22 protein-coding genes are annotated in these 24,173 nt (G+C 64.2%); 12 read left to right on the forward strand and 10 right to left on the reverse strand.

Going from position 1 to position 24,173, the window contains the following annotated elements; genetic code table 11:
- The first annotated feature begins 16 nt into the window (after positions 1 to 16).
- Together BMW90_RS13305 and BMW90_RS13310 are read left to right on the forward strand one after the other, a co-directional pair.
- The gene (locus BMW90_RS13305) at positions 17 to 1,720 is read left to right on the forward strand and encodes an FAD-dependent oxidoreductase (protein ID WP_074837054.1); all 1,704 of its coding nucleotides are present in this window, start codon (positions 17 to 19) and stop codon (positions 1,718 to 1,720) included.
- Positions 1,717 to 2,532 carry a sugar phosphate isomerase/epimerase family protein gene (locus BMW90_RS13310; RefSeq protein ID WP_074837055.1) on the forward strand — a complete coding sequence of 272 codons (816 nt, stop codon included), beginning with the start codon at positions 1,717 to 1,719 and terminating at the stop codon, positions 2,530 to 2,532. Before BMW90_RS13305 ends, BMW90_RS13310 begins: the two co-directional genes overlap by 4 nt.
- 2 nt (positions 2,533 to 2,534) lie before the next feature.
- Here the strand turns inward: BMW90_RS13310 and scpB are convergent, their stop codons facing one another.
- Together scpB and BMW90_RS13320 are read right to left on the reverse strand one after the other, a co-directional pair.
- Positions 2,535 to 3,131: an SMC-Scp complex subunit ScpB gene (scpB, locus tag BMW90_RS13315; RefSeq protein WP_074837056.1), complete on the reverse strand. Its 597-nt coding sequence runs from the start codon at positions 3,129 to 3,131 to the stop codon at positions 2,535 to 2,537.
- A gap of 2 nt (positions 3,132 to 3,133) precedes the next feature.
- A complete protein-coding gene (locus tag BMW90_RS13320; RefSeq protein ID WP_074837057.1) occupies positions 3,134 to 4,024 on the reverse strand; it encodes a DUF1403 family protein in 891 nt (296 codons plus the stop codon).
- A gap of 42 nt (positions 4,025 to 4,066) precedes the next feature.
- On the opposite strand from BMW90_RS13320, the gene BMW90_RS13325 reads away from it, so the two are divergent.
- Positions 4,067 to 5,167, forward strand: coding sequence for a tyrosine-type recombinase/integrase (locus tag BMW90_RS13325; RefSeq protein WP_244526512.1), 1,101 nt, complete (start codon positions 4,067 to 4,069; stop codon positions 5,165 to 5,167).
- 31 nt (positions 5,168 to 5,198) lie between these two features.
- Here BMW90_RS13325 and BMW90_RS13330 read toward each other — a convergent pair whose 3' ends face one another.
- Both BMW90_RS13330 and BMW90_RS13335 read right to left on the reverse strand, forming a co-directional pair.
- Complete coding sequence (locus BMW90_RS13330) at positions 5,199 to 6,485, reverse strand: MFS transporter (protein ID WP_074837058.1); 1,287 nt, start codon at positions 6,483 to 6,485, stop codon at positions 5,199 to 5,201.
- On the reverse strand, positions 6,472 to 7,500 hold the full coding sequence (locus tag BMW90_RS13335; protein ID WP_074837059.1) for a lysylphosphatidylglycerol synthase transmembrane domain-containing protein: 1,029 nt from the start codon (positions 7,498 to 7,500) through the stop codon (positions 6,472 to 6,474). Before BMW90_RS13335 ends, BMW90_RS13330 begins: the two co-directional genes overlap by 14 nt.
- Before the next feature lie 164 nt (positions 7,501 to 7,664).
- On the opposite strand from BMW90_RS13335, the gene BMW90_RS13340 reads away from it, so the two are divergent.
- Positions 7,665 to 8,075, forward strand: a complete 411-nt coding sequence (locus BMW90_RS13340; RefSeq protein WP_048534868.1) for a heavy metal-responsive transcriptional regulator — start codon at positions 7,665 to 7,667, stop codon at positions 8,073 to 8,075.
- 12 nt (positions 8,076 to 8,087) lie between these two features.
- On the opposite strand, the gene htpX is transcribed toward BMW90_RS13340, so the two are convergent.
- The 5 genes from htpX to repA all read right to left on the reverse strand — a co-directional run bounded on the left by htpX (position 8,088) and on the right by repA (position 13,090).
- Positions 8,088 to 9,005, reverse strand: coding sequence for a zinc metalloprotease HtpX (gene htpX / locus BMW90_RS13345; RefSeq protein WP_074837060.1), 918 nt, complete (start codon positions 9,003 to 9,005; stop codon positions 8,088 to 8,090).
- 150 nt (positions 9,006 to 9,155) lie between these two features.
- Positions 9,156 to 9,431: a hypothetical protein gene (locus BMW90_RS26375; RefSeq protein ID WP_139211371.1), complete on the reverse strand. Its 276-nt coding sequence runs from the start codon at positions 9,429 to 9,431 to the stop codon at positions 9,156 to 9,158.
- Positions 9,406 to 10,575, reverse strand: a complete 1,170-nt coding sequence (locus BMW90_RS13350) for a helix-turn-helix domain-containing protein (RefSeq protein ID WP_074837061.1) — start codon at positions 10,573 to 10,575, stop codon at positions 9,406 to 9,408. The genes BMW90_RS26375 and BMW90_RS13350 overlap by 26 nt, the downstream gene beginning before the upstream one ends.
- A gap of 222 nt (positions 10,576 to 10,797) precedes the next feature.
- Entirely contained in the window at positions 10,798 to 11,763 is a 966-nt protein-coding gene (gene repB, locus BMW90_RS13355; RefSeq protein ID WP_074837062.1) for a plasmid partitioning protein RepB, read from the reverse strand.
- Positions 11,753 to 13,090, reverse strand: a complete 1,338-nt coding sequence (gene repA, locus BMW90_RS13360) for a plasmid partitioning protein RepA (protein ID WP_244526503.1) — start codon at positions 13,088 to 13,090, stop codon at positions 11,753 to 11,755. Before repA ends, repB begins: the two co-directional genes overlap by 11 nt.
- A gap of 572 nt (positions 13,091 to 13,662) precedes the next feature.
- Here repA and BMW90_RS13365 point away from each other — a divergent pair.
- The 6 genes from BMW90_RS13365 (at position 13,663) to BMW90_RS13390 (ending at position 20,415) form a co-directional block, all read left to right on the forward strand.
- A complete protein-coding gene (locus tag BMW90_RS13365; protein ID WP_074837063.1) occupies positions 13,663 to 14,589 on the forward strand; it encodes a LysR family transcriptional regulator in 927 nt (308 codons plus the stop codon).
- Positions 14,590 to 14,693: 104 nt separating this feature from the next.
- Positions 14,694 to 16,211 (forward strand): arabinosylfuranosidase ArfA, encoded by a 1,518-nt coding sequence (gene arfA / locus BMW90_RS13370; RefSeq protein ID WP_074837064.1) that lies wholly within the window; start codon positions 14,694 to 14,696, stop codon positions 16,209 to 16,211.
- A 40-nt stretch (positions 16,212 to 16,251) separates the two neighbouring features.
- Positions 16,252 to 17,337 carry an ABC transporter ATP-binding protein gene (locus BMW90_RS13375; RefSeq protein WP_074837065.1) on the forward strand — a complete coding sequence of 362 codons (1,086 nt, stop codon included), beginning with the start codon at positions 16,252 to 16,254 and terminating at the stop codon, positions 17,335 to 17,337.
- A 29-nt stretch (positions 17,338 to 17,366) separates the two neighbouring features.
- On the forward strand, positions 17,367 to 18,644 hold the full coding sequence (locus BMW90_RS13380; protein WP_083416051.1) for an extracellular solute-binding protein: 1,278 nt from the start codon (positions 17,367 to 17,369) through the stop codon (positions 18,642 to 18,644).
- Between the two features lie 65 nt (positions 18,645 to 18,709).
- Positions 18,710 to 19,594, forward strand: a complete 885-nt coding sequence (locus BMW90_RS13385; RefSeq protein WP_074837168.1) for a carbohydrate ABC transporter permease — start codon at positions 18,710 to 18,712, stop codon at positions 19,592 to 19,594.
- Entirely contained in the window at positions 19,591 to 20,415 is an 825-nt protein-coding gene (locus BMW90_RS13390) for a carbohydrate ABC transporter permease (protein WP_074837066.1), read from the forward strand. The genes BMW90_RS13385 and BMW90_RS13390 overlap by 4 nt, the downstream gene beginning before the upstream one ends.
- 31 nt (positions 20,416 to 20,446) lie before the next feature.
- Here the strand turns inward: BMW90_RS13390 and BMW90_RS13395 are convergent, their stop codons facing one another.
- Positions 20,447 to 21,337, reverse strand: coding sequence for a LysR family transcriptional regulator (locus BMW90_RS13395; RefSeq protein WP_244526504.1), 891 nt, complete (start codon positions 21,335 to 21,337; stop codon positions 20,447 to 20,449).
- A gap of 152 nt (positions 21,338 to 21,489) precedes the next feature.
- On the opposite strand from BMW90_RS13395, the gene chvE reads away from it, so the two are divergent.
- Positions 21,490 to 22,545: a multiple monosaccharide ABC transporter substrate-binding protein gene (chvE, locus tag BMW90_RS13400; RefSeq protein WP_074837068.1), complete on the forward strand. Its 1,056-nt coding sequence runs from the start codon at positions 21,490 to 21,492 to the stop codon at positions 22,543 to 22,545.
- 100 nt (positions 22,546 to 22,645) lie between these two features.
- Positions 22,646 to 24,166, forward strand: coding sequence for a multiple monosaccharide ABC transporter ATP-binding protein (gene mmsA / locus BMW90_RS13405; RefSeq protein WP_211568875.1), 1,521 nt, complete (start codon positions 22,646 to 22,648; stop codon positions 24,164 to 24,166).
- The last annotated feature ends 7 nt before the right edge of the window (positions 24,167 to 24,173 follow it).

Below are 24,173 nucleotides of genomic sequence, written 5' to 3' on the forward strand. Positions count from 1 at the left end.
ACCGATAGGACGGGCCATGACCGACAAACAGCACATCTGGACCGAAGACTGCGACCTGCTGGTGGCGGGGTCTGGCGCAGCCGGGCTGGCGGCGGCGGTAACCGCGGCGCATCACGGGCTGAAGGTGGTGCTGGCGGAAAAAGACGCGGTTCTTGGCGGCACCACCGCATGGTCGGGCGGCTGGATCTGGGCACCCGGCAACCCGGTGGCGCGGCGTCAGGGCATCGCCGAAGACCCCGAGGCGCCGCGCCGCTACCTGCGGGCGGTGCTGGGCGAGACGTTCAACGCCGAGCTTGCCGGGGCCTTCTTGCAGGCCGCGCCGGAGATGGTGGGGTTTTTCGAGGCCGAGACCGCGCTGCGTTTCGACTGCGGTGCGGCCATTCCCGACACCTACTGCCATCTGCCCGGCGCCGGGCTTGGCGGACGGTCTGTCATCGCCCAAGCCTTCGACGCCCGCGCGCTCGGACCGGACATCGCGCTGCTGCGGCCGCCGCTGCGTGAAACCAGTTTCCTCGGCATGACCATCCAGGCCGGGGCCGACCTGCGGGCCTTCCTGACTGCAACCCGTTCGCTGAGATCGGCCCTGCACGTCGCCCGGCGGCTGGGCCGCCACGCCTGGGATCTGGCACGCCATCGCCGCGGCATGGACCTGCGCAACGGCAATGCGTTGGTGGCGCGGCTCCTGCTTTCGGCGCGCGAAATCGGCGTCGACCTGCGCCCCGGGCAGGCGCTGGCCGAGGTGATCTCGGATGCCTCCGGGGTGCACGGCGCCGTCCTGACCGTCGGCGACACCGAAATCCGCATCCGCACCCGCCGCGGGATCGTACTTGCCTGCGGCGGCTATCCGCATGACCTCGCGCGGCGCAGGGCAAGCTATCCCTGCCACCGTCACCACACGCCGCTGGCGGTGCCCGCCGCCACCGGCGACGGCCTCCGGCTGGGCGAAGCCGCCGGCGGCCGGCAGGATATGACGCTGGCCGCGCCAGCCGCCTATTGTCCGGTCTCCCGGGTCAATTGGCCCGACGGCCGCAGCGGCGTCTTTCCGCATATCATCGACCGCGGCAAACCGGGGGTGATCGGCGTGCTGGCCGACGGCCGGCGGTTTTGCAACGAGGGCCTCGGCTACCACGATTACGTCACCGCGATGCAGGCCGCGACCGCGCCCGGCGATGAACAGATGTCCTGGCTGATCTGCGACCGGCGGTTCCTGCGGCGTTACGGGCTGGGCATCGTCCGCCCGGCGCCGGTGCCGATCCGGCCCTGGCTGCGCGCGGGCTATCTCAAGACCGGCGGCACGCTGGCCGAACTGGCGCAGGCCTGCGGCATCGACGGCGCGGGATTGGCGGAAACCGTGGCGCGATACAACACCGGCGCCCGTCGCGGCGAAGACCCGGCGTTCCAACGCGGCAGCTCGGCCTACATGCGGCTGCAAGGTGATCCGGCGGTCACGCCCAACCCCTGCGTCGCCCCGATCGAGACCCCGCCGTTCTACGCCGTCAAGGTCGTACCCGGCAGCTTCGGCACCTTTGCGGGGTTGAAGACCGATGGCCAGGCGCGGGTCTTGGGCGCCGGCACGGGCCCGATCCCCGGCCTCTATGCGGCAGGCACCGACATGGCCAGCGTCATGGGCGGGCATTACCCGGCGGGCGGCATCAACCTCGGCCCGGCGCTCACTTTCGGCTTTGTCGCCGGCCGCCATGCGGCAGGGGCGGCGCCATGAGCCGGCTGCTCTCGCTCGCGCATCTGACCGCCATCGAGCTGGCGCCGCCGGAGCTGATCCGTGCCGCTGCCGAGGCCGGGTTCGATGCCGTCGGCCTGCGACTGATCGCGGTGACCGACACCAGCCCCGGCTACCCACTGATGGCGGATCCGGCAATGCGGCGCGCCACCTGCGCCGCGCTGCGCGAAACCGGGCTGCGGGTGCATGACATCGAATTCGTCAAGCTCACGCCCGAGACCGACCCCGCCGGGCTGCAATCCTTCCTCGACGCGGGGGCGGAGCTTGGCGCTTCCGAGGTCATCACCGCCCCCTATGATCCCGATCTGTCCCGGCTGGCCGACCGGCTCGGCGCGCTCTCCGAGCTTGCGGCGGCACGCGGTCTTGGCGTCTCGCTGGAGTTCTTTCCCTGGACGGTGGTGCCCGATCTCGGGGCCGCCCTGCGGCTGGTCGAGGGCGCGGCGCCCGATGTCGGCATCCTCGTCGACAGTCTGCATTTCGACCGCTCGCAAAGTCGCCTGGCCGATCTGCGACACATCCCGTCGCGGCGCCTGCGCTTTGCCCATCTCTGCGACGCGCTTGTCGCGCCGCCCTATTCCACGCAACAGCTCTTGCACGCCGGCCGGGCCGAGCGCCTGCTGCCGGGCGAAGGGGATATCGACCTCGCGGGCTTCCTCTCCGCCCTGCCCCAAGACCTGCCGCTCGCGCTGGAGGTGCCGATGACGCGCCGCACCGCCGAGCTGGGGCCCGAGGCGGTCATCCGCCACGTCTTCGCGGCGACGTCCGGGTTTCTCGCGGCGCAAGACAGCACCTGATCCTAGCCGGCGGCCGCGATTCCGGCATCCACCAATTGCTCCCAATCCGGCAGGTCGGTCAGCGCCTCCATGTCGAAAGCCGCGAGAAAGCGGTCGGTGGTGACAAAGGTATAGGGCGCGCCGCGCCGGGGGCTTCTGGGGCCCGTCCCGATCAGGCCGAGGGCATGCAGCCTGCCGATCAGGTCGCGGCCGATCTCCTTGCCGAAGATCTCCTTGAGCCCGTCGCGGGTGATTGGCTGGTGGTAGGCGATGGCCGCCAGTACCGCGAGATCGAAGTCCCGCAGGTCGAGTTCCTGCCCGCCGACATCCGCCGCCGCGCGGACCGCCGGCGCATAGGCCGGCCGCGTCCGCAGCAGCCATCCGCCGGCGGATTTGCTGATTTCGAAAGACCGGCCTTCGAGCTCGACCGCAAGATCCTCGATCAGAAGGTCCACCGAGGCCCCCTGCCCCACGACCCGCGCCAGATCATCCGCCGGCACCGGCGCGGCGCTGGCAAAGAGCACCGCCTCGATCCGGCGCATCCATTCGCGCCACCGCAGCTCGGGCGGCAGGCTCTCCAGCTCACGGTCGAAATCCGGCTCGGTCTCGCTTCGGGCCATGGTCAGACCCCGTAGAGCCGAAAGGTGTCGCGCCCGGTCAGCTCGCGCGCCGCACCAAGCGCGACCAGCCGGTCGCAGAACCGGCGGGCGGCCCGGCCTGATCGGAGCGAGGTGAGCGCCGTCGGCGCCACCGCATCCCGCGTCAGAAACAGGCGAACGGCCTCTTCCGCCCCTCTGGCCCGGAGCTTTGGCGCCACCGCGTGCAATCGGGCGGCGCGCTGGCCAAGCTCTGCGGCTTCGCGCGCCGCCTCGCGCGTGGCCTCGGCCACGGCCCGGTGACAGGCCAACCGCAACTCCTCACCGGTCTTGCGCAGATCGCGCCGCTTGAGGCCGAGCGACAGAAGCGGCATGAGATGCGACCAGCCGAGCGCCCGCGCCAGCACCGCATCGGCAATCAGAAGTGCGGTGGCCTCGGCCCCCGGACTGTCCTCGAGAACCGCTTGCAGGGCAGAGGCCGCGCGCCGGATCGGCGCCCCCTGCCCGGCATCCAGCCAGGCCGCGATCCGAGGCGGTTCGGTTTTGGGCAGCGCCCGGGGCAACGCCCTGGCCGAAAGCGGGCGTTCCACGGCCCGGCGCCAGGACAGATAGACCTCACCTGCGGGGCCGGGCTGATGGCCCGGCGGCAGGAACACTACCACGTCGCGCAACTCGCTCGCCCGTTCGGGCCGCCCGGCATGGGCGACGCAATTCTCGGCCGCCCGCAGGGCCAGCCGCGCGCGCAACAGTGCCAGGGGCAAGGCTCCCTGTGCCAGGACAAGATGCAAATGGGCCAGCGCCGCCCCCGACAGAAACGCCAGATCCTCAGAGGTTTCGGCCCGCCCGGCGCCAAGCCAGGGCGGCATGCGGAGCGCCATGTCACTCTCTTTGCTGAAGGTCGCGGCGGCATAGGTCATCCGGCAAGGCTAGCCCATCTCGGCGCTTGTCGCCATATTCGACTGTCAAAACCGCCCTTGCCTTCTTCACGTCCAATAACCTTGCCTTCTCGGCTGGCCGGTCATAGGCTTCGGCGCATGTCGAACCGCCTCATCAGCCCCCCTGCCCCGGAGAACAGTTTCGATCCGGCGCACGCCCCATCCGGGGCGGGCCCGCGCGGCGCGGCCTCTGACAATACCTTGAAAGCCTATGCCCGGGATTGGGCGCATTTCTCGCGTTGGTGCCGGATGACGGGCACCGATCCGCTGCCGCCTTCGCCCGAGCAGGTCGGGGATTATCTGACGGCAATGGCGGCGCCCGCAGACGACCGGCAATCCCCTGCGGCCCGCTGCCCCCTTTCGGTGTCCACCATCGAGCGCCGGCTTGCCGGACTGGTCTGGAACTACGCGCGGCGTGGCTTCGCACTCGACCGCCAAGACCCGGAGATCGCCACCGTGCTGGCCGGGATCAGACGCCGCCACGCCCGCCCCCCGGCGCAGAAAGAGGCCATCCGGCCCGCGGATATCTTGGCCATGGTGGGCACATTGGGCTTCGACCTGCGCGGGCTGCGGGATCGCGCGATCCTGTTGCTGGGCTTTGCCGGCGGATTGCGTCGAAGCGAAATCGTCAGCCTCGACCGCCGCAAGGACGACACCGCCGACGGCGGCGGCTGGATCGAGATCATGGAGGCCGGCGCGCTCCTTACCCTCAAGGCCAGGACCGGCTGGCGCGAACTCGAGGTGGGGCGCGGTTCGTCCGAGCGGAGTTGCCCGGTGAAGGCGCTGGAGGACTGGCTGCACTTTGCCAGGATCGACACCGGGCCGGTCTTTGTCCGTACCTCCCGCGACGGCAAGCGGGCACTGAAGGCACGGCTGACCGACAAGCATGTGGCGCGACTTGTCAAACGCACCGTTCTGGACGCCGGGCTGCGACAGGACTTGCCAGAGCAAGAACGACTTGCCCTGTTCTCCGGTCACAGCCTGCGCACCGGGCTTGCCAACGCGGCCGAGATCGACGCGCAGGCTGTTCAGAAACAGCAGGGCCATGCCTCGGCCGAGAGGTCCGGTTCTCGACGCCAGGCCGACAGGTTTCAAGTGAACCTGACCCGAGCGGCGGGGCTCTGAGCGGCATGAGCCGAGGCCTTCGCCTTGCGGCTCAGGGCCGGGCATCGCCCGAGAAGCGCGCAATCCGGGTGAGCAGATAGATCTGCCACAGCGCCGCCAGAATCGCCGCCCCGAAGACCGCCTGAATCGAGATCAGCGCGACAAAGCCGGCGCCGAGCAGCGGCAAAAGCGCTGCCGGCGCGGCCAAAGCATTGAAATAGGCGGAATAGGCCGGCCGCCGGTCATCGGGCGATATCTCCATGAGATAGCCCAGATAGCCGATGGTCACGCCGTTCATCATCGCCCCGATCAAAACGAAGAGCAGGGCAAAACCGATCAGCCCGGCCCCGGCCCAGATCAGCCATATCGCAATGAACGGCGGCACCATACGGACAATCGCGACCATGCGCAGCATCGCCAGCTTTCCGGCGCCATCACCGAGCCAGCCCCAGAGCGGGTTCGACAGCAGCGCCCCGGCGGTTTGCGCCCCCAGCAGGATGCCGACATCGGCCGCGCCGATGCCGTTGCCGGCGGCAGCGACGACATAAAACGGCAGCGCCATCAACGTCGCGCCACCGAGCCATTGCGAATAGAGGAACAGCCGAAAGCGGGTGTCGGCTTGCAGCACCTGCCAACCGCCGCGCAAAAAGGCGGTGATACCCGTCGGCGTGGCTGTGCCCGCCTTGCGCGCCGGCACCGGCGGTTCCCCCGCCGCCACAAAGAACGTCGAGGACAGGATCATCAACAGCGCCGCCAACGCAAAGATCACGGCATGGGCCAGAAGCAGCGGCAAGGCGTCGATCGTCAGCCCGACAAAGCCCGCCACGGCAAAGGCGATCAACCCGCCGCCAAAGAAGCGCCAAGCCAGCATCCGGCTGCGGGCCTCGGAGCGGATCGAGCGACCGACGATGTCGTTATACGGCACCGCGACCACCCCGCTGACAAAGGCATAGACCGTCCAGAGCGCGAGGAAGCCGACAGCCAGCGGCACCGGCGGCCAGTCGAATTGCGGCCAATCCGACCCCCACCAGAGCAGAATCGCGATGAACGCCAGACAAGTCGCGCGCCCGTAGGCACCAAAAACGTAAAAGGGCATCCGCCGTTCGGCCCGCTCTGCCAGGTAGCCGACGAGCAGTTGCGGCAGCAACCAGCCAAGCCGCAGTATCGCGCTGGCAAAACCCACCGCAAAGGCGCTGCCGGTCAGATGAAAGACCAGGCTCGCCACGACGGTCGCGGAATCGACCGCCGCCGCCCCACCCTGAAACGCCGCACCTGCGCCGGCAATGCGCCAGAACCGCCGGCTCTCATCGGGCAGTGTCGTCGGCTCAGACCCGGACATTGGCCCGTTCCGCCTCGATCCGGGCTTGCCGGATGTCGATCCCCGATTGCCACAACACGACCAGCCCGATGCCGACGACCAGGATGATCGACACCATCCAGTTGAACAGGATCATCAACAGCGCCTGTTCTTCGGGAACGCCCAACAGCTGAAACGCAAGCGCCGTGCCGATGACAAAGCCCCCCGGCACCCGGACGAACCGCGACAGCACCAGCGAAAAGCCGCCAAACACCATCAGGAAGAGGTAATCGAGCGGTGCCAGAACCACGCCAATGGCCAGCCCGGCCCAGAGAAAATGCGTGGCCGAGACAAATTTTGCCGCCACCGCGCCGAGCAGCACGTTCAGCCTGTGCTGCCGGCTGCGCGGCCAGACGACACCGCTGCACAGCGATCCGCGCAAGGCGGTGCCGTTGGCCCGGAACCAAAGGGCCACCCAGTCGAAGATGCGGCAAATCAGCGGCCCTTCCCGCGCAAATAGGGCGCGAAAGCGGAACATCGCCCAAAGCAGACCGCTGAAGAGCGCGAAATTCAGTGCCCCGGCGACCGCCAGGCCCAGCTCCAGATTGCCGGCGATCTGAGGCACCTCGCCCGCCATCGCCACGACCCCGGCAAAGAGCGCAAAGACCACGCCATCGATAAATCGCGCGATGATGGTGGTGGTTAGCACGGTGCCCATCTTCAAGGTTTCCATCCGCGCGACCAGCCAGGACCGCACCAGCGGGCTGATGCCAAGCGGCACCAACACATTGGCGCCGTATCCCGCCAGCAGCGCCCCGGTCAGCCGCAGCGTGCGCACCGGTTTCACATCATGCAGAATCTGACGCCATTTCCAGCCGTTCAGCACCTGCTCGAGCAGCACAGTCGCCGCCAGCACCACGATCCACCCGAGGTTGGCCGAGCCGAGCCCGGCCAAAAACCGGCCGAAATCGAGATCGCGGTACAGCCAGAAAACAATGGCAAGCGCGACCACACCGCCGGCAACGGGCAGCCCCCAGCGCGACAAGATCCGTTTCATGCCAGTGCTCCGCCAATCTCGTGCACCGTGCCGGATGCCCCTGCCCCGTGCCGGACATGCTGTTCTGTGGCCATTGCCATCTCCCTTGCGCAATTTCCCTGACACGCCATCCTACAGACCGTATCATGGTACGGAGTCAACCACACAAGTGACAGGAGCGCCTGATGAAACCCTTCACGATTGGTAATGCGGCAAAGGCAACGGGTGTCGGTGTCGAAACCATCCGCTTCTACGAGCGCCGCGGTCTTATCGCCCAGCCAAAGCGGCCCGAAGGCGGCGGCGCCCGCGACTATGATGCCGACACCGTTGCGCGATTGCATTTCATTTGCAAGGCCAAGGAGATGGGGTTTTCCCTGGCCGAAACAGCGGAGCTCCTGGCGTTGAGAGATGATGGCGAGGCCGGTTGCGCCACGGTGCGCGCCCGCGCCATCGCCAAACGCCGGGAGATCGAGATCAAGCTTCTCAGGCTGAAGGAGATGTGCAGCCTGCTTGATGACCTCATTGCCGGCTGCCCGGGGTCCGGGGAGCTGTCGGATTGCACCATTCTGGGGGCCATCGAAACCCACGACCGATGAGGCCGGCCCAGGTCAGGTCCACGGTCCTTTCGGACCCCGGGCCCGGGACTTGGGGATGCTGCTGGCCGACAGCGGGGTTGTCCGCGGCGCTGGCCGCGATTGGCTCGCCAAGGCCCGCAGGGCTGCGATGCGGTTCTCGGTCGCCGGATGGGTTGCGAACAGGTTGTCATGTTTGTGTGCGTGCAGCGGGTTGATGATGAACATATGCGCCGTCGCGGGATTGCGCTCGGCGGCGTGATTGTCGATCCGGGCAGCGCCCATGGCGATTTTTTCCAGGGCCGAGGCCAACCAGAGTGGCTGGCCGCAGATCTCGGCGCCCATCTTGTCGGCGGCGTATTCCCGTGTCCGGCTGATTGCCATCTGCACCAGCGCAGCCGCCAGCGGTGCGAGCATCATCATCAGCAACGTACCGATCAGCCCAAGGCGTTCACGCGACCCGCCGAAGAACAGCGCAAAATTGGCCAGCACCGAGATCGCGCCGGCAAAGGTCGCGGTAACGGTCATGATCGCGGTGTCATAGTTGCGGATGTGGGCCAGCTCATGTGCGACCACCCCGGCCAGCTCCTCTCTTGTCAGGCTGCGCAGCAGGCCCGAGGTCACGGCCACCGCCGCATTTTCGGGGTTGCGCCCGGTGGCAAAAGCATTGGGTTGCGGCGTGTCGATCAGATAGACCTTGGGCTCGGGCATCCCGGCGTTTCGGGCCAAATCCGCAACCATAGCGTGCAGCCCCATCCGATCTCCCGGTGTCACCGGCTGGGCATTGTGCATCCGCAGCACCATGCTGTCGGAGTTCCACCATGTGAAGGCATTCATCGCCGCGGCCACCACCAGGGCGATCACCGCGCCGCCTGCCCCGCCGATCAGATAGCCGACGCCCATGAACAACGCGGTCATTGCCGCCATCAGCATTGCCGTTTTTACGTAGCCCATTGTTGTCTCCGATCCTTGAATGCGCCTTGATGCAGGAAATATGGCGCGGATTTCGGGGCCTGCAAGTCGCCGCGTTGTGTGTGTCATAGGCCCGTTCCGGGCAATGGGTTGGCGCGAGGTTGGTGATCCCGTTGGCGGCCTTCTACTTCCTTAAAATCGCCCGAGAGAGACAGCCATTTGGCGGGCTGTACCGCGGCGAATGCGAGCAATTTCAGGAACGCCATGCCCGTGATTTTTCCGGTCGGGTTCCTTGGTCCAGATTGATCCGTTGCGAGGGTCTGCAATCAACGTAGTGCAGCAGCGTGCGGCGCGGTTTGGTAAATTTTTGGGCCGGTCTTTAACGAGGGTCATCGTGACAATCTCTTCGGCACAGGGCAGGGCCTCGCCAGCTGATCGGCGTTCATCCTGCCCAAGAAAGTTGGCCATGGCCAACTTTCCCCTGCCGGGCATCCCGGACGGCTCTGGTCAAATAGGCGTCGGGGTTGGCAATGTCGCAGAGACGCCTGGCCATCCGGTCCTGCAAGGTCAGCGTCTGTCTCAACCCCAAGGACGTTAGTGCCGCGGTCAAAGTGTTGTGCTGAACCCCCAGCATCTTGCCGAATTCATAGAGAACCCGCTGCGCTCCACGCTCCGAGGTGGGCGGATCGGGGTAGAACGCGGCCAGAGCCCGAAGCTGTGGCCATAGCTCGGCTTGCGAAGGTTCGGAGTATTTTTTTGTATTGGAGTTTGTTGGCTCTTTGTGTCGGACGTTTTGACCGTCATTGGCGGACGTCGGAACCGGTGTTGCCTGTGTCCCGTCACCATGCGGCAGGGCGTTGCCCGTGGCCTCGACCTCGGTTTCCTGTTGCATCGGCGCGCTGACCTCTGGGGGCATCAACAGCCGTGTCAGCTCCTGGATGATCGACCTGGCCTGCACGATGGTGGCACTGGCGCGTCGCATCAGGGTGCGGGTGCCTTCGACAAAGGCCCGCGCCTCTTCTGCCAGATCGAGTTCAAGGCATTGGCGTCTCAGCGTCTGGATACGGGCCTTGAGGCCGCGCAGCTCAAGCGCCTCTTCGCGGCGTTTTTCGGCAAGATGCAAAAGTTCCTCGGATCGGACCAGCAGCGGAGAGAGGTCGATGCCGTAGGCCGCAACAACTTTGCCCGCACGGTAGATCGGAAATCTCTTCCGGTTTGCACTGTCCCTGCGGACAATCAATCCGACGGCCTCCAGCCGCTCCAGATGCCGGCGCAGCTGCCTGTCGGTGATGCCCTTGGCACGAAAGCACAGTGTCTCATTGCTCGCGAAGACCGTGAGCAGGGTGGTGGGTGAGATCGCCATGTCCCGCCCGGTTTCGGAATTCTTGCAGGCCAGACAGCTCAAAAGAGCGTCCAGAACGACGATCGACGCCGCGCGCAGGCCCAGATCCCGACCGACCGTGTTGACCGCGGCCATGAGCGCGCGTCGGGTAATCGGCCGAAAGTCGGGTTGCGTAGATATTGCGCCGATCCCCTCGAAGCCATGAGGGGTGGACAAGGCACAGGTTTCCTGTGCCACGGCATCAGGTGCCGCGACATACTGGTGATTCATGCAATTTCAGACGGCAAAAGGCGACCGGTCACCGAAAACGGTGTTGCAGGGATTCGTTTTTGGGGGTACCAATAAAGTGCTAGTAAATCGGGACCCTCTGGAGTGCGTCACTGCCTTCGGGGGGTTTCTTTTTGCGCTGCTGTCTGCCTCCTTACTGCTCGGTTTCGTTTCTGCCTATCTGTTGGCCATGGCCAACATTAATGAAATCAACGTGTTACGTGATTATGATTGGTCTTCACGTTGCTTCCATTCTCGGTAAAGCCTTTCCAGGTTGCCTTCGACAAACCCGATAAAGCCCTGATCATCCGTCGCCGTCACCTCGACAACGATCCGTTTGCCCTTTGCCTTGAACGCCAGCGAGGTTCCATCCAGACGCTCCAGCGGGGCAGGGGAGCTGGCCGGTTTTTGCGGCGCGGCTTCGCGCTGCGCCCTGGCTTCGATGTCCTGCATGGCCTCGATCGCGGCGGCCAGCCTTTCCGCAGGCGTCCCCGATCCGGGGACCAGGGGCAGGACGGCGTCACATGAGCCGGCGCCAATGCTTTTGACCAGGCGCCTCAATTCCAGCCAGGGGCGCCGGCCGGCCTCGTGCGCGGCACCGATCTTGTAGATGATGGTGTCGGGCACGTCCCGCGCCACGCCGATCAGTTTGCTCAGCGTCCCCTTGTCGACAGCGAGCACCTCGCCGATGTCGCTGCGGCTGAAGCCCTGTTCTTCCAGCTTGGTGGCAAAGATCGCCTGTTCGATGAAGCTGCGTTCCAGCCGGGCCGAGTTTTCCAGGGCCTGCGAGACAAGCGCCTCGCGCTGGTCCATTTCCTTGATGTAGGCTTTGACCTTGATCCCAAGCGCGCGACAGGCGGCAATGCGCCGCCGCCCGTAGACCACCTCATAACGTGGTCCGGCCCCGCGGCGATAACGCAGCAGGGCAGGGAGTTGTTGGCCGGAGGTGCGGATCGACGCAATCAGATCCTCGAGCCCGTCAGCCACGTCGAACCGGTCGGCGATCTCGGAATCCGCAATTTCAGCAACATCCACCTCTTGCGCCGATTGCGCCGAGACCTGCGACAGGACATCCGACATGCTCTTGATCGAACGCGGGGCTGTCGTTTCCTGTTGCGGCGCGGGCGTGGCCGGAGCCGCTGGCTTCGACCCCATCTGGGCCAGGCTCTTGGCCAGAAGATCACGTTTCATGGATGCCTCCCCGACCCCAGGCCGATTGGATCATGTCCTCGATGTCGTTCGAGAAGCCGATGGCGGATTCAAGCGCGCGGTCATACGTCTTGCGGTTCTTCGACCCCACGAGATCGACCTCGAAGATCGTTTTCTGCGACAGCCCGGCTTCGCTCACCGCGGAGGATTTGACAAAGGGTGTCTTGACGACGCTTTCGCCCAGCAGTTCCCTGATCCATTCGGCCAGATCCTGCTGCGTGCTGATGGCGGTGTCGAACCGGGTCAACAGATAGGCGAAATTGTCATAGGCGCCGATGCCGCCATTGGTATAGAGCACTTCGAGGATGCCCGAGGCCATGGTCAGGAACTGGCTGGCCGAGGCCAGGTCGACGCGCTCGGGAATGACGGTCATCAAAAGCGATGTCGATGCGCAGGCGGCCGCCATGGTCAGATATCCGAGTTGCGGCGGACAGTCGATCAGCACGATATCGTAATTGTCCTCAACCTGGCGCAGGGAATCGCGGATGCGGTTGAAGAAAACCGGCTGTTCGCCACGGCTCAGGGCCGTCGGCGTCTCGGTTTCGAATTCCGAGAGCATGATCCCGCCGGGGACAAGATCGAGATTCGGAAAATAAGTGCCTTTCAAGACGTCGGTGATCGGTTGCCGCGAGGTGTCGCCGTCGTTGTAACGGATCGCATCGTACAGCGTGCCGCCGTGACGGAAATCGATCTCGGGCTGGTATCCGAAAAAGGTGGTGAGAGAGGCCTGCGGATCGGCATCCACCAGGCACACGCGGTATCCGCGCAGGGCAAGTCTCATCCCCAGGGTGACTGTTGTCGTCGTCTTGCTCGAGCCGCCCTTGAAGTTGACGGTCGACCAGATTTGCAGCTTGTCCCCCGGGCGCCGACCGGGAAGGAACTGATAGGGGTCCTTCGCGCTCTGAGCCAGAATGTTGCGGATTTCCAAGATGTTGTCGGCTGTATAGAGGCGCTTGTTGCCGGGGCCTTGCTCTACCTCGGGGATGCGTCCGTCAAAATGCGCCTTGCGGAGATATCCGTCACTCACGCGCAGCAATTCGCCCACCTCGGCGGTGGTGAAGCTGCGAAGCGTCTTCTCTTCCTTGGGAGCCAGGAAAAGCTTGGACATGTGTTCAAGGGCTTCGGAAAGCCTGTTAGCATCCGCCTTGAGCTTGTCATGCAACACAGGGTGCATCGTGGTCTGCCCGTCTTGTTCCGCCTGTTTCGCGTTACTCCCTCTTGCCTGTCGAGGTTGGATTCGAGGAACGCGGCCGGCAATTTTTCTTTTGTTTCGCGTTACAGGTATGCAGGGTAGCCTTCTGAAACTCAAGAAAAATGTTCGCGCATGCCTTGTATCTCGAAGGGTTTCATTCCCCGGATGCAATGAAAATTTTGGCGACGGACCAAATGGCGCAAGTGTAAGACATTGAATTTTATGCCTAAAGTTATGCACAGGTTGTCCACATCCGCGGCTTTGCGGCTCTCGGGGCCTCAGAATGCTACGTTCTGCCTTTGTCTGTTGTAACGCTCACTGCAAAATTTCGGCGGGCTCTGCGTCCTCTGAATAGGGCGCAACGATTCTCGCACGACGCCACATAACAGTCTGCACATCGAGGGACGAACCGGATATTGGCGTTACTGGATCGCCGCAGGCTGGGAAAAGCACAGTGTTGGCAGGCATCCGAAGAAATTATCGGACATATTGAGCGATAGCCCAGAGGGGCGGTTTTTGGTGACTAGGGATACTATAAGCGCCGCGCGGTGTTCCCGGTTTCCGATGCCGGTCGGGATGGTGGTCTGACGGCCGCGCGGAAAAGGCTTGAATATCACACCGGGCCCGCGCGAGTCTCGCGCAAGCCCGGCGCGCATGCTTTCGGGCGGGCAACCCAAGGAACCTGGCCCGTGACACTCTATCTTCGCTCGCTGCGACCGGTGCAATTGCGTCTGATCTCGGCAATCGCCAGGCATGGCAAGCTGCGGCTGGCGGCGGATACCTGCAACATGACGACGCCGGCGGCCTCGCGCATGTTGGCCGAGATCGAAAGCCAGCTTGGCACCGAATTGTTCACCCGCACGCCCAAGGGCATGTTGCCGACACCCGCAGGCCGGGTGCTGGTCAATCATGCCCGCAAACTGGTGCATGACATTGACCAGATGGCGCAGGACTTCGCGGCTCATCTTGGAGGCACCGGTGGCTCGGTGCGGGTCGGAGCAGTCACCGGGGGCGCCCTTGCGGCGGCGATCCCGGCGATCCTGGACCTGAAATCGGAGGCGCCGTTGGTGGATGTTGCGCTGGATGTATCCTCATCTTCACGCTTGATGTGGGGGCTGGAGCGCGGCGAATTCGATTTCACCCTGAGCCGCGTCGGGCCGCATGATTATTCCCGCGACTTCGAGATCCATCCGGCCGGCGATGAAGCCGTGCTGTTGATGGTGCGCCGCGGGCATCCCATGGCCGAGGCCGGCGAGGTGACGCTGGCCGAGTTGCGCGACCAGGCCTGGACGATGCAGGATCGCGGCGCGCCCATCCGACACGCCTTGGAAATCGCCTTTCACGAAGAGGGGACGGACCTGCCGGCAAACCTGATCAAGACCGCTTCGGTGGTGGCGATCATGGCCTTGCTGCGCGACTCCGACGTCATTGCCGTGGTCACTCATGAAGTGGCCGATCTTCTGCTGTCGCCGCCCTTTTGCGCCGACCTGGCCCTGCTTCGGACGGTGCGGCAGATCCGGATCGAGCCCTATCACATCCTCTGCCCGCGCGATCGATTGATGTCGCCGGCGGCCCAGCGTCTGCTGGCGCTGGTCCAGGCCCGTCTGGGCCGCTAGTGTGTTACCAATACTGTCAACGCGATAGTCCGAGATGTAAATTGTTGGGCAATCCGTCCTCGGCATAGGCTCCCCTCAACACAAGGTTTGCATCCGGAGGGGACATGAAGAGCCGCGCAACAATTCACCGGGATTTTGCCATCGCGCAGATCGACGATCGCCTCTATTCGGCTTTTATCGAGCACATGGGCCGGGCCATCTATACCGGCATCTATGAACCGGATCACCCGACCGCCAACGCCGACGGTTTCCGCCAGGACGTGCTCGAACTGGTGCGGGGGCTGAAGATCCCGGCAATCCGCTATCCGGGTGGCAATTTCGTTTCCGCCTACAAATGGGAAGACGGGATCGGCCCGCAAGCGGATCGCCCGGTGCGGCTCGATCTCGCCTGGCGCTCGAAAGAGACCAACCAGGTGGGCATCAACGAGTTTGCGAAATGGGCACGCGACGCCGAGATCGAGATGATGCTGGCGGTCAATCTCGGCACCCGCGGCATCGAGGAGGCGCGCAATTTCGTCGAATATTGCAACCATCCCTCGGGCACCTATTGGAGCGACCTGCGCCGCAGCCATGGGGTCGACCAACCCTATGGCGTGAACATGTGGTGCCTGGGCAACGAGATGGACGGCCCCTGGCAGATCGGCCACATGGAGGCCAAGGAATACGGCCGCCTGGCCGACGAGACATCCAAGGCGGTCAAGGCTTTCGGCAAGGGAATCGAGACCGTGGTCTGCGGCTCGTCGAACGACCAGATGCCGACCTATCCCGACTGGGAGCGGCAGGTGCTGGAGGAATGCTACGAGAACGTCGATTACATCTCGCTGCACAAGTATTTCGGCAACAACAGCCGCGACAGCCTGAACTACTTTGCCAAGATCGAGGAGACCGGGCGGTATATCCAGTCGATCGGCGGCGTCATCGATTACGTCAAGGCCAAGAAACGGGCCAAGAATGACATCTACATCTGCTTCGATGAATGGAATGTCTGGTATCACAACCGCGCGCAGGATTCGAAGAATTGGCAGTCCTGGGACTGGCCCGAGGCGCCCGCGCTGCTGGAAGAGGATTACAACCTCGAAGATGCGATCTTTGTCGGCGGTCTGCTCAACGAGTTCATCCGCCGCTCGGATCGGGTCAAGATCGCCTGTATCGCGCAGCTTGTGAATGTCATCGCGCCGATCCGCACAGAGACCGGTGGCCCGGCCTGGGCGACGACGATCTATTACCCCTATCAATTCGCCAGTCTCCATGGCCGGGGAACGGCGCTGAACGTCGCGGTGGACGGCCCGCGATATGATGCCAGGGTGGCGCAGGACGTGAACTACCTGGATGTTGCGGCGGTTCTGGCGCCCGACGGCAGGTCGATCACCATCTTTGCCATAAACCGTAGCCCGGACGCGACCATGGACCTCGACCTTGCGCTGCACGGTTTCGATGGCCTCGGCCTGATCGATCACCAGGTGATGGGCGGCAACAGCGCCGATGCGCGGATTGCCAATACCGCGGCACAGCCCGACCGGATCACGCCACGCAAGGGCGAAAAGCTGGCGGTTGCAGATGGCAGGGTGACCGGCGAGCTGCCCGCGTTCTCTTATAGCGTGATCCGATTGTCGGTCGGCTGACGGCAGAATGCGTGAGGAACCGGAAAAGGGGGGAGCGGCAATGCAGGACACCGGAGTTCATCTGAGAGACGTCACGAAGAGCTTTGGCGCGGTGGATGTGATCCGGGGGGTCGACATGGACATTCCGCGCGGTCAGTTCGCGGTGTTCGTCGGCCCCTCGGGCTGCGGAAAATCTACCCTGCTGCGGATGATTGCCGGCCTCGAGGACACCAGCGACGGCCAGATCGCCATCGGCGCGCGCGATGTGACGCACGAAGACCCGGCAGATCGCGGCGTGGCCATGGTGTTCCAGTCTTACGCGCTTTACCCGCATCTCTCGGTGTTCGAGAACATGGCGTTCAGCCTGCGCCTGGCAAAACGACCCAGGGTGGAGGTCGACGAAAAGGTGCGCCGGGCGGCCGGCATCCTGAAACTGTCGGACCACCTGGACAAGAAGCCGGCGCAATTGTCCGGAGGTCAGCGACAGCGGGTGGCCATCGGCCGCGCCATCGTGCGGGCGCCGGATGTGTTCCTGTTCGACGAGCCGCTGTCGAACCTCGATGCCGAGCTGCGGGTGCAGATGCGCCTCGAATTGGCGCGGCTGCACAAGCAGCTCGGCGCGACGATGATCTATGTCACCCATGATCAGGTCGAGGCGATGACCCTGGCCGACACGATCTTTGTGCTGCAAGGCGGGCACGTGCAACAACATGGCGCGCCGCTTGATCTCTATGACGACCCGTCGAACCGCTTCGTGGCGGGCTTTATCGGATCGCCGTCGATGAACTTTTTCGAGGCAACGGTCGCCGGCCATACCAAGGACGGCATTACCGCCCAGCTGGCCGGCCAGCCCGACCAGAGCTTTGACATTCCGCTGCGCCATCGCCCGGAGCAAGGCACCGTCCTCGTGCTGGGCATGCGGCCCGAGCATCTGATGGTGACGGCAGCGGGCGGCATGCGTGTCACCGTGGACGTCGCCGAAGAGCTGGGCGGCGTGTCCTATCAGCATGGCACGCTGGAGGGCGGCGAAGCCGTGATTTTCCAGCAGACCGGCGCGCGCCACGGCATGCACGGCACGGTCCAGACCGTCACGCCCGAGCTGGCACGGATCTTTGTATTCGACAAGAGTGGTGACCGGGTTCGGTAGGGTCACGAGAACAGCAGGAGGAGACTGAAATGATTAGAAAAATTGGGAAACTGACCGCGGCAACCGCCTTGGCCTTGGGGCTTTCGGGCCCGGCTTGGGCGCAGGTCGAGGTCGAGTGGTGGGATTTCCTCGGCGGCGGCGACGGTGTGCGCATGAAGGCGCTGATCGGCCAGTTCAACGAGGAACACCCCGACATTCAGATCAACGGCACCACGCTGGAATGGGGGCTGCCGTTTTATACCAAGGTGCGCACCTCGGTGGCGGTCGGGCAGGGGCCCGACATCATGACCTATCACCTGTCGCGCCTGCCTCTGGCGCTCGAGGAGGGCGTGCTGTCGCCGATCTCCGAGGCCGATCTCGAGACCGCCGGGATTTCGACCGGCGATTTCTTCCCGGCCTCCATCGCCGCCGCCTCGAGCGAGGACGGCGCGCTGATGGCCGTGCCTTTCGACATCCATGCCATCGTCACCTATTACAACCGCACCGCGCTGGAAGGCACCGAATGGCTGGACGCTGACGGCAACCTGACCGGGCTGAACTCGATCGACGACATGACCGCGCTGCTGACCTGGGCCAAGGACAACGGCTTTTCCGATCCGCTGAGCTTTCAGACCGAGGGCGGCGGCGGCACTTGGCGCGTCTTCTACACCCTGCTGCGCCAGCAGAACGGCGAGATGCTCACCGATGGCGAAGTGCTGGCCGGTGACAATCTCGACAAGGCGGCCAATGCGATCAAGATCATGGCCGATTGGCGCGCTGCCGGGCTGATCCCGGAGCAGGCCGCCTACGAGGCGTCCGTGGCGCTGTTTTCAGGCGGCAAATCGGTGCTGCACATCAACGGCGTCTGGGAAGTGCCGACCTTCAAGGACCAGACTGAGGCCGACACTCTGGGCTTTGATTGGTTCGCCAACGAGGTGCCGCAGCTGATGGACCAGCCCGCGACCTGGGCGGACAGCCACGCCTTTGCCATCCCCAATGATCCCGATATGGACGCCGAAACCCGCGACGCGGTTCTGACCGTGATCGGCTGGATGGAAAAGCACTCCCTGGACTGGGCGGGCGCCGGTCACATCCCGGCGTACAAGCCGACGGTGGACAGCGACGCATATGGCGCGTTGCAACCGAATGCGACCTATGCCTCTCTGGCCGGCAACGCGGCCTTTGATCCGCGCTCCAAGATCGCCGGCGTCGCCTCGCCGATCTATGACGCGGTGGACAACCTGATCGCCCCTGCGGTGCATGGGTTCCTCAGCGCCGATGATGCCGCGGCCGAGATGAAAGCCCAGCTCCAAGCGCTGCTGAACTGAAGACGATGGCCGGGGACGTGACATACATGTTCCCGGCGTCACATGCCGAAGGCAGGGAGGCCGTCATGTCGAAAGCAAACCGCCGCCGTCGCGAATTGCGGGCCGCAGGCCTGTTGATCGCGCCCTTCCTGCTGGTCTTCACGGTTTTCTTTCTCTACCCGACCTACAAGGTCATCGCGCTCAGCTTTACCGATGCGCCACTGATCGGCGAGGGCACCTGGATCGGGCTGGCGAACTACGTCAAGCTGTTCAACGACCGGCTGTTCTACACCTCGCTCTGGAACAACTTCTACTTCGTGCTGCTGACCGTCGTGCCGACCACGGTGATCGCGCTTCTGATCGCGCTGGCGGTGAGCAAGCTGAAGGGCCGGATGCAGGCGCTGGTGCTGACGCTGTTTTTCCTGCCCTATGTGCTGCCGGTCTCGGTCGTCACCATGATCTGGACCTGGATGCTGGATTTCCAGTTCGGCATCCTGCAACCGCTGATCGCGGCGGTGACGGGCAAACCGGTGCCGGTGTTCAAGAACCCCTATTGGGTGATGCCGATGATCGCCGTCGTCACCATCTGGTGGACCAATGGCTTCAACGTGCTGTTGCTCATCGCCGGGCTGCGCAACATTCCCCAGGATCTCTACGAGGCCGCGGCCCTGGATGGGGCCACGTCATGGCAGCGCTTCTGGCGGATCACCTGGCCGCTGCTCTGGCCGATCACCGCGCTGGTGCTGACGCTGCAACTGATCCTTCAACTCAAGCTTTTCGATCAGGTCTACCTGCTGTCGAATGGCGGCCCCTTCAACCAGTCGTATGTGGTGCTGATGCAGATGTACCGCGAGGCCTTTCAGCTCAACAACGGCGGCTATGCCTCGGCCATCGCCATGGTGCTCTTCGGGATCATCGTCATCGTCTCGGTCCTGCAATTCCAGCTGCTGCGTATCGGAGCCCGTAAATGACCGCCAAACGCGCCCGCAACCTCGCCTTTTCCGCCATCGTGCTGATCGCCGCCGCGATCTGGATCTTTCCGCTCTACTGGGCGCTGACCACCTCGCTGCGCAGCGAGAACCGGATCATCTCGGACGCCGGCGTGCTGATCGACGAGCTGAATTTCTCGGCCTATATCGATGTGCTGTCGACCTCGAAGCTGCCGCTCTGGTATCTCAATTCGGTGGGCACCTCGGTGATCATCACCGTCATCGTCCTGCTGACCGGCATGATGTGCGCCTATGCGCTGTCGCAGCTCAGGTTCCCGGGGCGCCAGACGCTCTATCTTCTGGTGGTGGCGAGCTTCATGGTGCCGGTGCCGGCGCTTTACGTGGCGCAGTTCGTGCTGATGAACGATCTCGACATGGTCAATACCTGGTGGGGGATCATCCTGCCGCAATTGATCGTGCCGGTGGTGGTGATCGTCTACAAGCAGTTTTTCGACGCCATTCCGCGCGAAATGCGCGAGGCGGTGCTGCTGGACGGCGGCGGCGAGTTCGTGCTGCTGTTCAAGCTGTACCTGCCGCTGAACTGGGGTATCACCGCGGCGCTGGCGATCATCACCTTCATCTCGGCCTGGAACAATTTTTTCTGGCCGTTCCTGGTGGTCACCAGCGAGGACATGATGACCATCCCGGTCGGCATTACCCAGGTCACCGATGCCTTTGGCGTGGCCTATGCCCGGATGATGGCGCTGGCGCTTCTGGCCGCCGCGCCGGTGATCATCGGCTACCTGATCTTCCAGCGGCGCGTCACCGAAGCGGTGATGATCTCGGCCGGGGTGAAAGGCTAGGGGGTTTCGCGGGCGCTATGCCCCGCCGCGCTCAGAGCCGCCGCAGCACCTCGTTCAGCAGGCGCTGCGCGACCGGCGACAAGGCGCGGTGGCGGACATGCAGCACCAGGTAGTTCGACACCACGATGTTTTCGTCGGTTTCGACAATCGCCAATCCGGGGGCGATGCGGGCCAGGAGCTGCCCGACCTCCCGGGTCTGAGGCGAGACCGCCCGGGAATCCGAGACGATGTTCAGGGCGATGAGCAAGGAAGAGCTGTTTGTCACCTGCGCCGGCGTCGGTAGACGGTTTTCCAGAAACGCGGTTTCCAGTGCGGTACGGATCGGAGACCCCGGTTCCTGAATGACAAACTCGTAGGGCAGGGTCTCTGACAGCGCCACCCGTCGGCCTGCAAGCGGATGATCGGCGCTTGCCACCAGGCAGACGGTTTCGGTGCGGCCGGGATAGGCCTGAAAGGCCCGCAGGTCGCTGTCTGATCCGACCCGCGCCAAAACGAAATCGAACCGGCCTTCCTCGAGCCCGCGGATCAATGTCACCGAGGGCGCCACCTCGATGGTGGGCTGGATGTCCGGCATCTCGGCGCGCACGGCCATCAGCGCGGGCACCAGGGCGCCCACCGCCGGCCCGGTGACCGCGCCGACGCGCACCGCGCCGGCGGTGCCGCCCTGAAGCTGCGCGATCTCGGTGGTCAGCGTGTCCACCTCGGCGAGGATGACCCGGGCGTGGCGCACGAAGGCCGCGCCGATCGGCGTCGGCGCCATCCCGCGCGGCAGACGTTCGAACAGCGGCCCGCCGGCATCGGTTTCGATCTCGGACAACATGCGCGAGGCGGCGGGTTGCGACATGCCCACCGCATCCGCCGCAAGCTGCAACTTGCCATGATCGCGGATGGCGCAGATCAGCTTGAGATGGGACGGTTTCATCCGTTGGGTCAGGGCGGAGGTCATGCGACTTAGGCATATCATATATGTTATGTCGGTCGTCAATGTTCGAATTAGTATGATATGTTTTGCCCGGTTACTTTGGCCCCCAAGGCGCTTCCGATGCAACGAGCGGCGCCTCAGAGGAGGACAAAATGACATTCAAATCCATTCTCGCCAGCACCGCGCTGGCGACCATTCTTGCCACCAGTGCCTATGCCGATGGTCTTGTCGGGATTGCCATGCCCACAAAATCATCCGCCCGCTGGATCTCGGACGGCGAGTCGATGGTGCAGCAGTTCGAAGCCGCGGGTTACGAGACCATCCTGCAATACGCCGAAGATGACATTCCCAACCAGCTGGCGCAGATTGAGAACATGATCACCAACGGCGTCGATGCGCTGGTGATCGCGGCGATTGACGGCACCACCCTGTCGAACGCGCTGGAGAACGCGAGTTTCGCCGGCATCGAGGTAATCGCCTATGACCGTCTGATCCGCGACAGCGGCAATGTCAGCTATTACGCCACCTTCGACAACTTCAAGGTCGGCGTGCAGCAGGCCGAGACGCTCGTCGCCGGGCTCAAGGAACGCTATCCCGATGTCGCGCCCTGGAATGTCGAGCTGTTCGGCGGCTCGCCCGACGACAACAACGCCTATTTCTTCTACGATGGCGCGATGTCGGTGCTGCAACCGCTGATCGACAGCGGCAAGGTCAACGTCGTCTCGGGCCAGATGGGCATGGACACTGTGGGCACCCTGCGTTGGGACGGCGCGGTGGCGCAGGCGCGGATGGATAATCTGCTTTCGGCGCATTACACCGACAAGCAGGTGCATGGCGTGCTGTCGCCTTACGATGGGCTGTCCATCGGCATCCTGTCTTCGCTCAAAGGTGTGGGCTATGGCACCGGCGACACGCCGATGCCGATCGTCACCGGTCAGGACGCCGAGGTGCCTTCGGTCAAGTCGATCCTGGCGGGCGAACAGTATTCTACGATCTTCAAGGATACCCGCGAACTCGCCCGCGTCACCGTTGGCATGGTCGAGGCCTTACTGGAAGGCGGCGAGCCCGAGATCAACGACACCGAGACCTATGACAACGGCGTCAAGGTCGTTCCGTCCTATCTGCTCGAGCCGCTGAAGGTCACCGAGGAGAACTGGCAGGAACGGCTGATCGACACCGGCTATTACACCCTGGATCAGATCAAGTAAGCGCTCCGGCGCATTTCTCTCCCTGTCGTTGATCTGACGGGCCGGTCTGCATCGTCGGGCCGGTCCGCCTGAAATTCCCCGAACCCGTGAGGCACCCGCCATGCAGGACATGCTGCTGGACATGCGCTCCATCACCAAGACCTTTCCGGGCGTCAAGGCGCTCGACAATGTCTCGTTGCAGGTCAAGACCGGCGAGATTCACGCCATCTGCGGCGAGAACGGCGCCGGCAAGTCGACGCTGATGAAAGTGCTCTCCGGCGTCTACCCGGCGGGCAGCTACGACGGCGAAATCCATTATGACGGCGCCCTGACCGAGATGCGCGACATCGCCGACAGCGAGGCGCGCGGCATCATCATCATCCACCAGGAACTGGCGCTGGTGCCGCTGCTGTCGATTGCCGAGAACCTGTTTCTCGGCAATGAAAACGCCCGCGGCGGTGTCATCGACTGGCGCGACACCAACCGCAGGACCGAGGTGCTGTTGCGCAAGGTGGGCCTGCGCGATGCCCCGACGACGCAGGTCGAAAAGCTGGGCGTCGGCAAGCAGCAACTGGTCGAGATCGCCAAGGCGCTGGCCAAGGACGTGCGGCTGCTGATCCTCGACGAGCCGACCTCGGCCCTGTCGGAGAGCGACAGCCAGAAGCTGCTCGACCTGATGCTCGAGCTCAAGGCGCAGGGCATGACGCAGATCATCATCAGCCACAAGCTGAACGAGGTGCGCCGCGTGGCCGACAGCGTCACGGTGATCCGCGACGGCCAGTCGGTCAGCAGTTTCGACACCAGCGACGGCATCACCGAAGACCGCATCGTGCGCGACATGGTGGGCCGGTCGATGGAAAACCGCTATCCCGAGCGGACCCCGGAGATCGGCGAACGCATCATGCGCGTTGCCGACTGGTCGGTCTATCACCCCGAGCATGACGACCGGCAGGTGATCAAGGACGTCGGCTTTGACGTCCGCGCCGGCGAGGTGGTCGGCATCGCCGGCCTGATGGGGGCCGGCCGGACCGAGCTTGCCATGTCGATCTTCGGCCGGAGCTGGGGGCAGAACATCTCGGGCACGGTCGAGATGCACGGCCAGCCGGCGGATGTCTCGGACGTCAGCCGCGCCATTGCCGCCGGGCTGGCCTATGTGCCGGAGGATCGCAAGAGCCTCGGGCTGATCCTCGACGACAGCATCACCCGCAACATCACCATCTCCAACCTGCCGGACGTGGCGCGCGGGCCGGTGCTGAACGAACATGCCGAAAAGCGCGTGGCCGAAAAATATCGCGGTGATCTGGGGATCCGCACGCCAGGTGTGTTCCAGAAGGTGGTGAACCTCTCGGGCGGCAACCAGCAAAAGGTCGTGCTGTCCAAATGGCTCTTTGCCGGCCCCGAAGTGCTGATCCTGGACGAGCCGACCCGCGGCATCGACGTCGGGGCGAAATACGAAATTTACGGTCTGATCAACGATCTCGCCGCCGCCGGCAAGGGCGTGGTGATGATCTCGTCGGAGATGCCGGAACTGCTGGGCATGTGCGACCGGATCTACGTGATGAACGAAGGCGCCTTCGTGGGCGAAATGCCCGCAAGCGACGCCAGTCAGGAGCGCATCATGTCGCTCATCGTGAACAACTAGGGGGCTT

Origin of the sequence: Marinovum algicola, assembly GCF_900109145.1 — a bacterium.
Taxonomy (GTDB): Bacteria; Pseudomonadota; Alphaproteobacteria; order Rhodobacterales; family Rhodobacteraceae; genus Marinovum; species Marinovum algicola.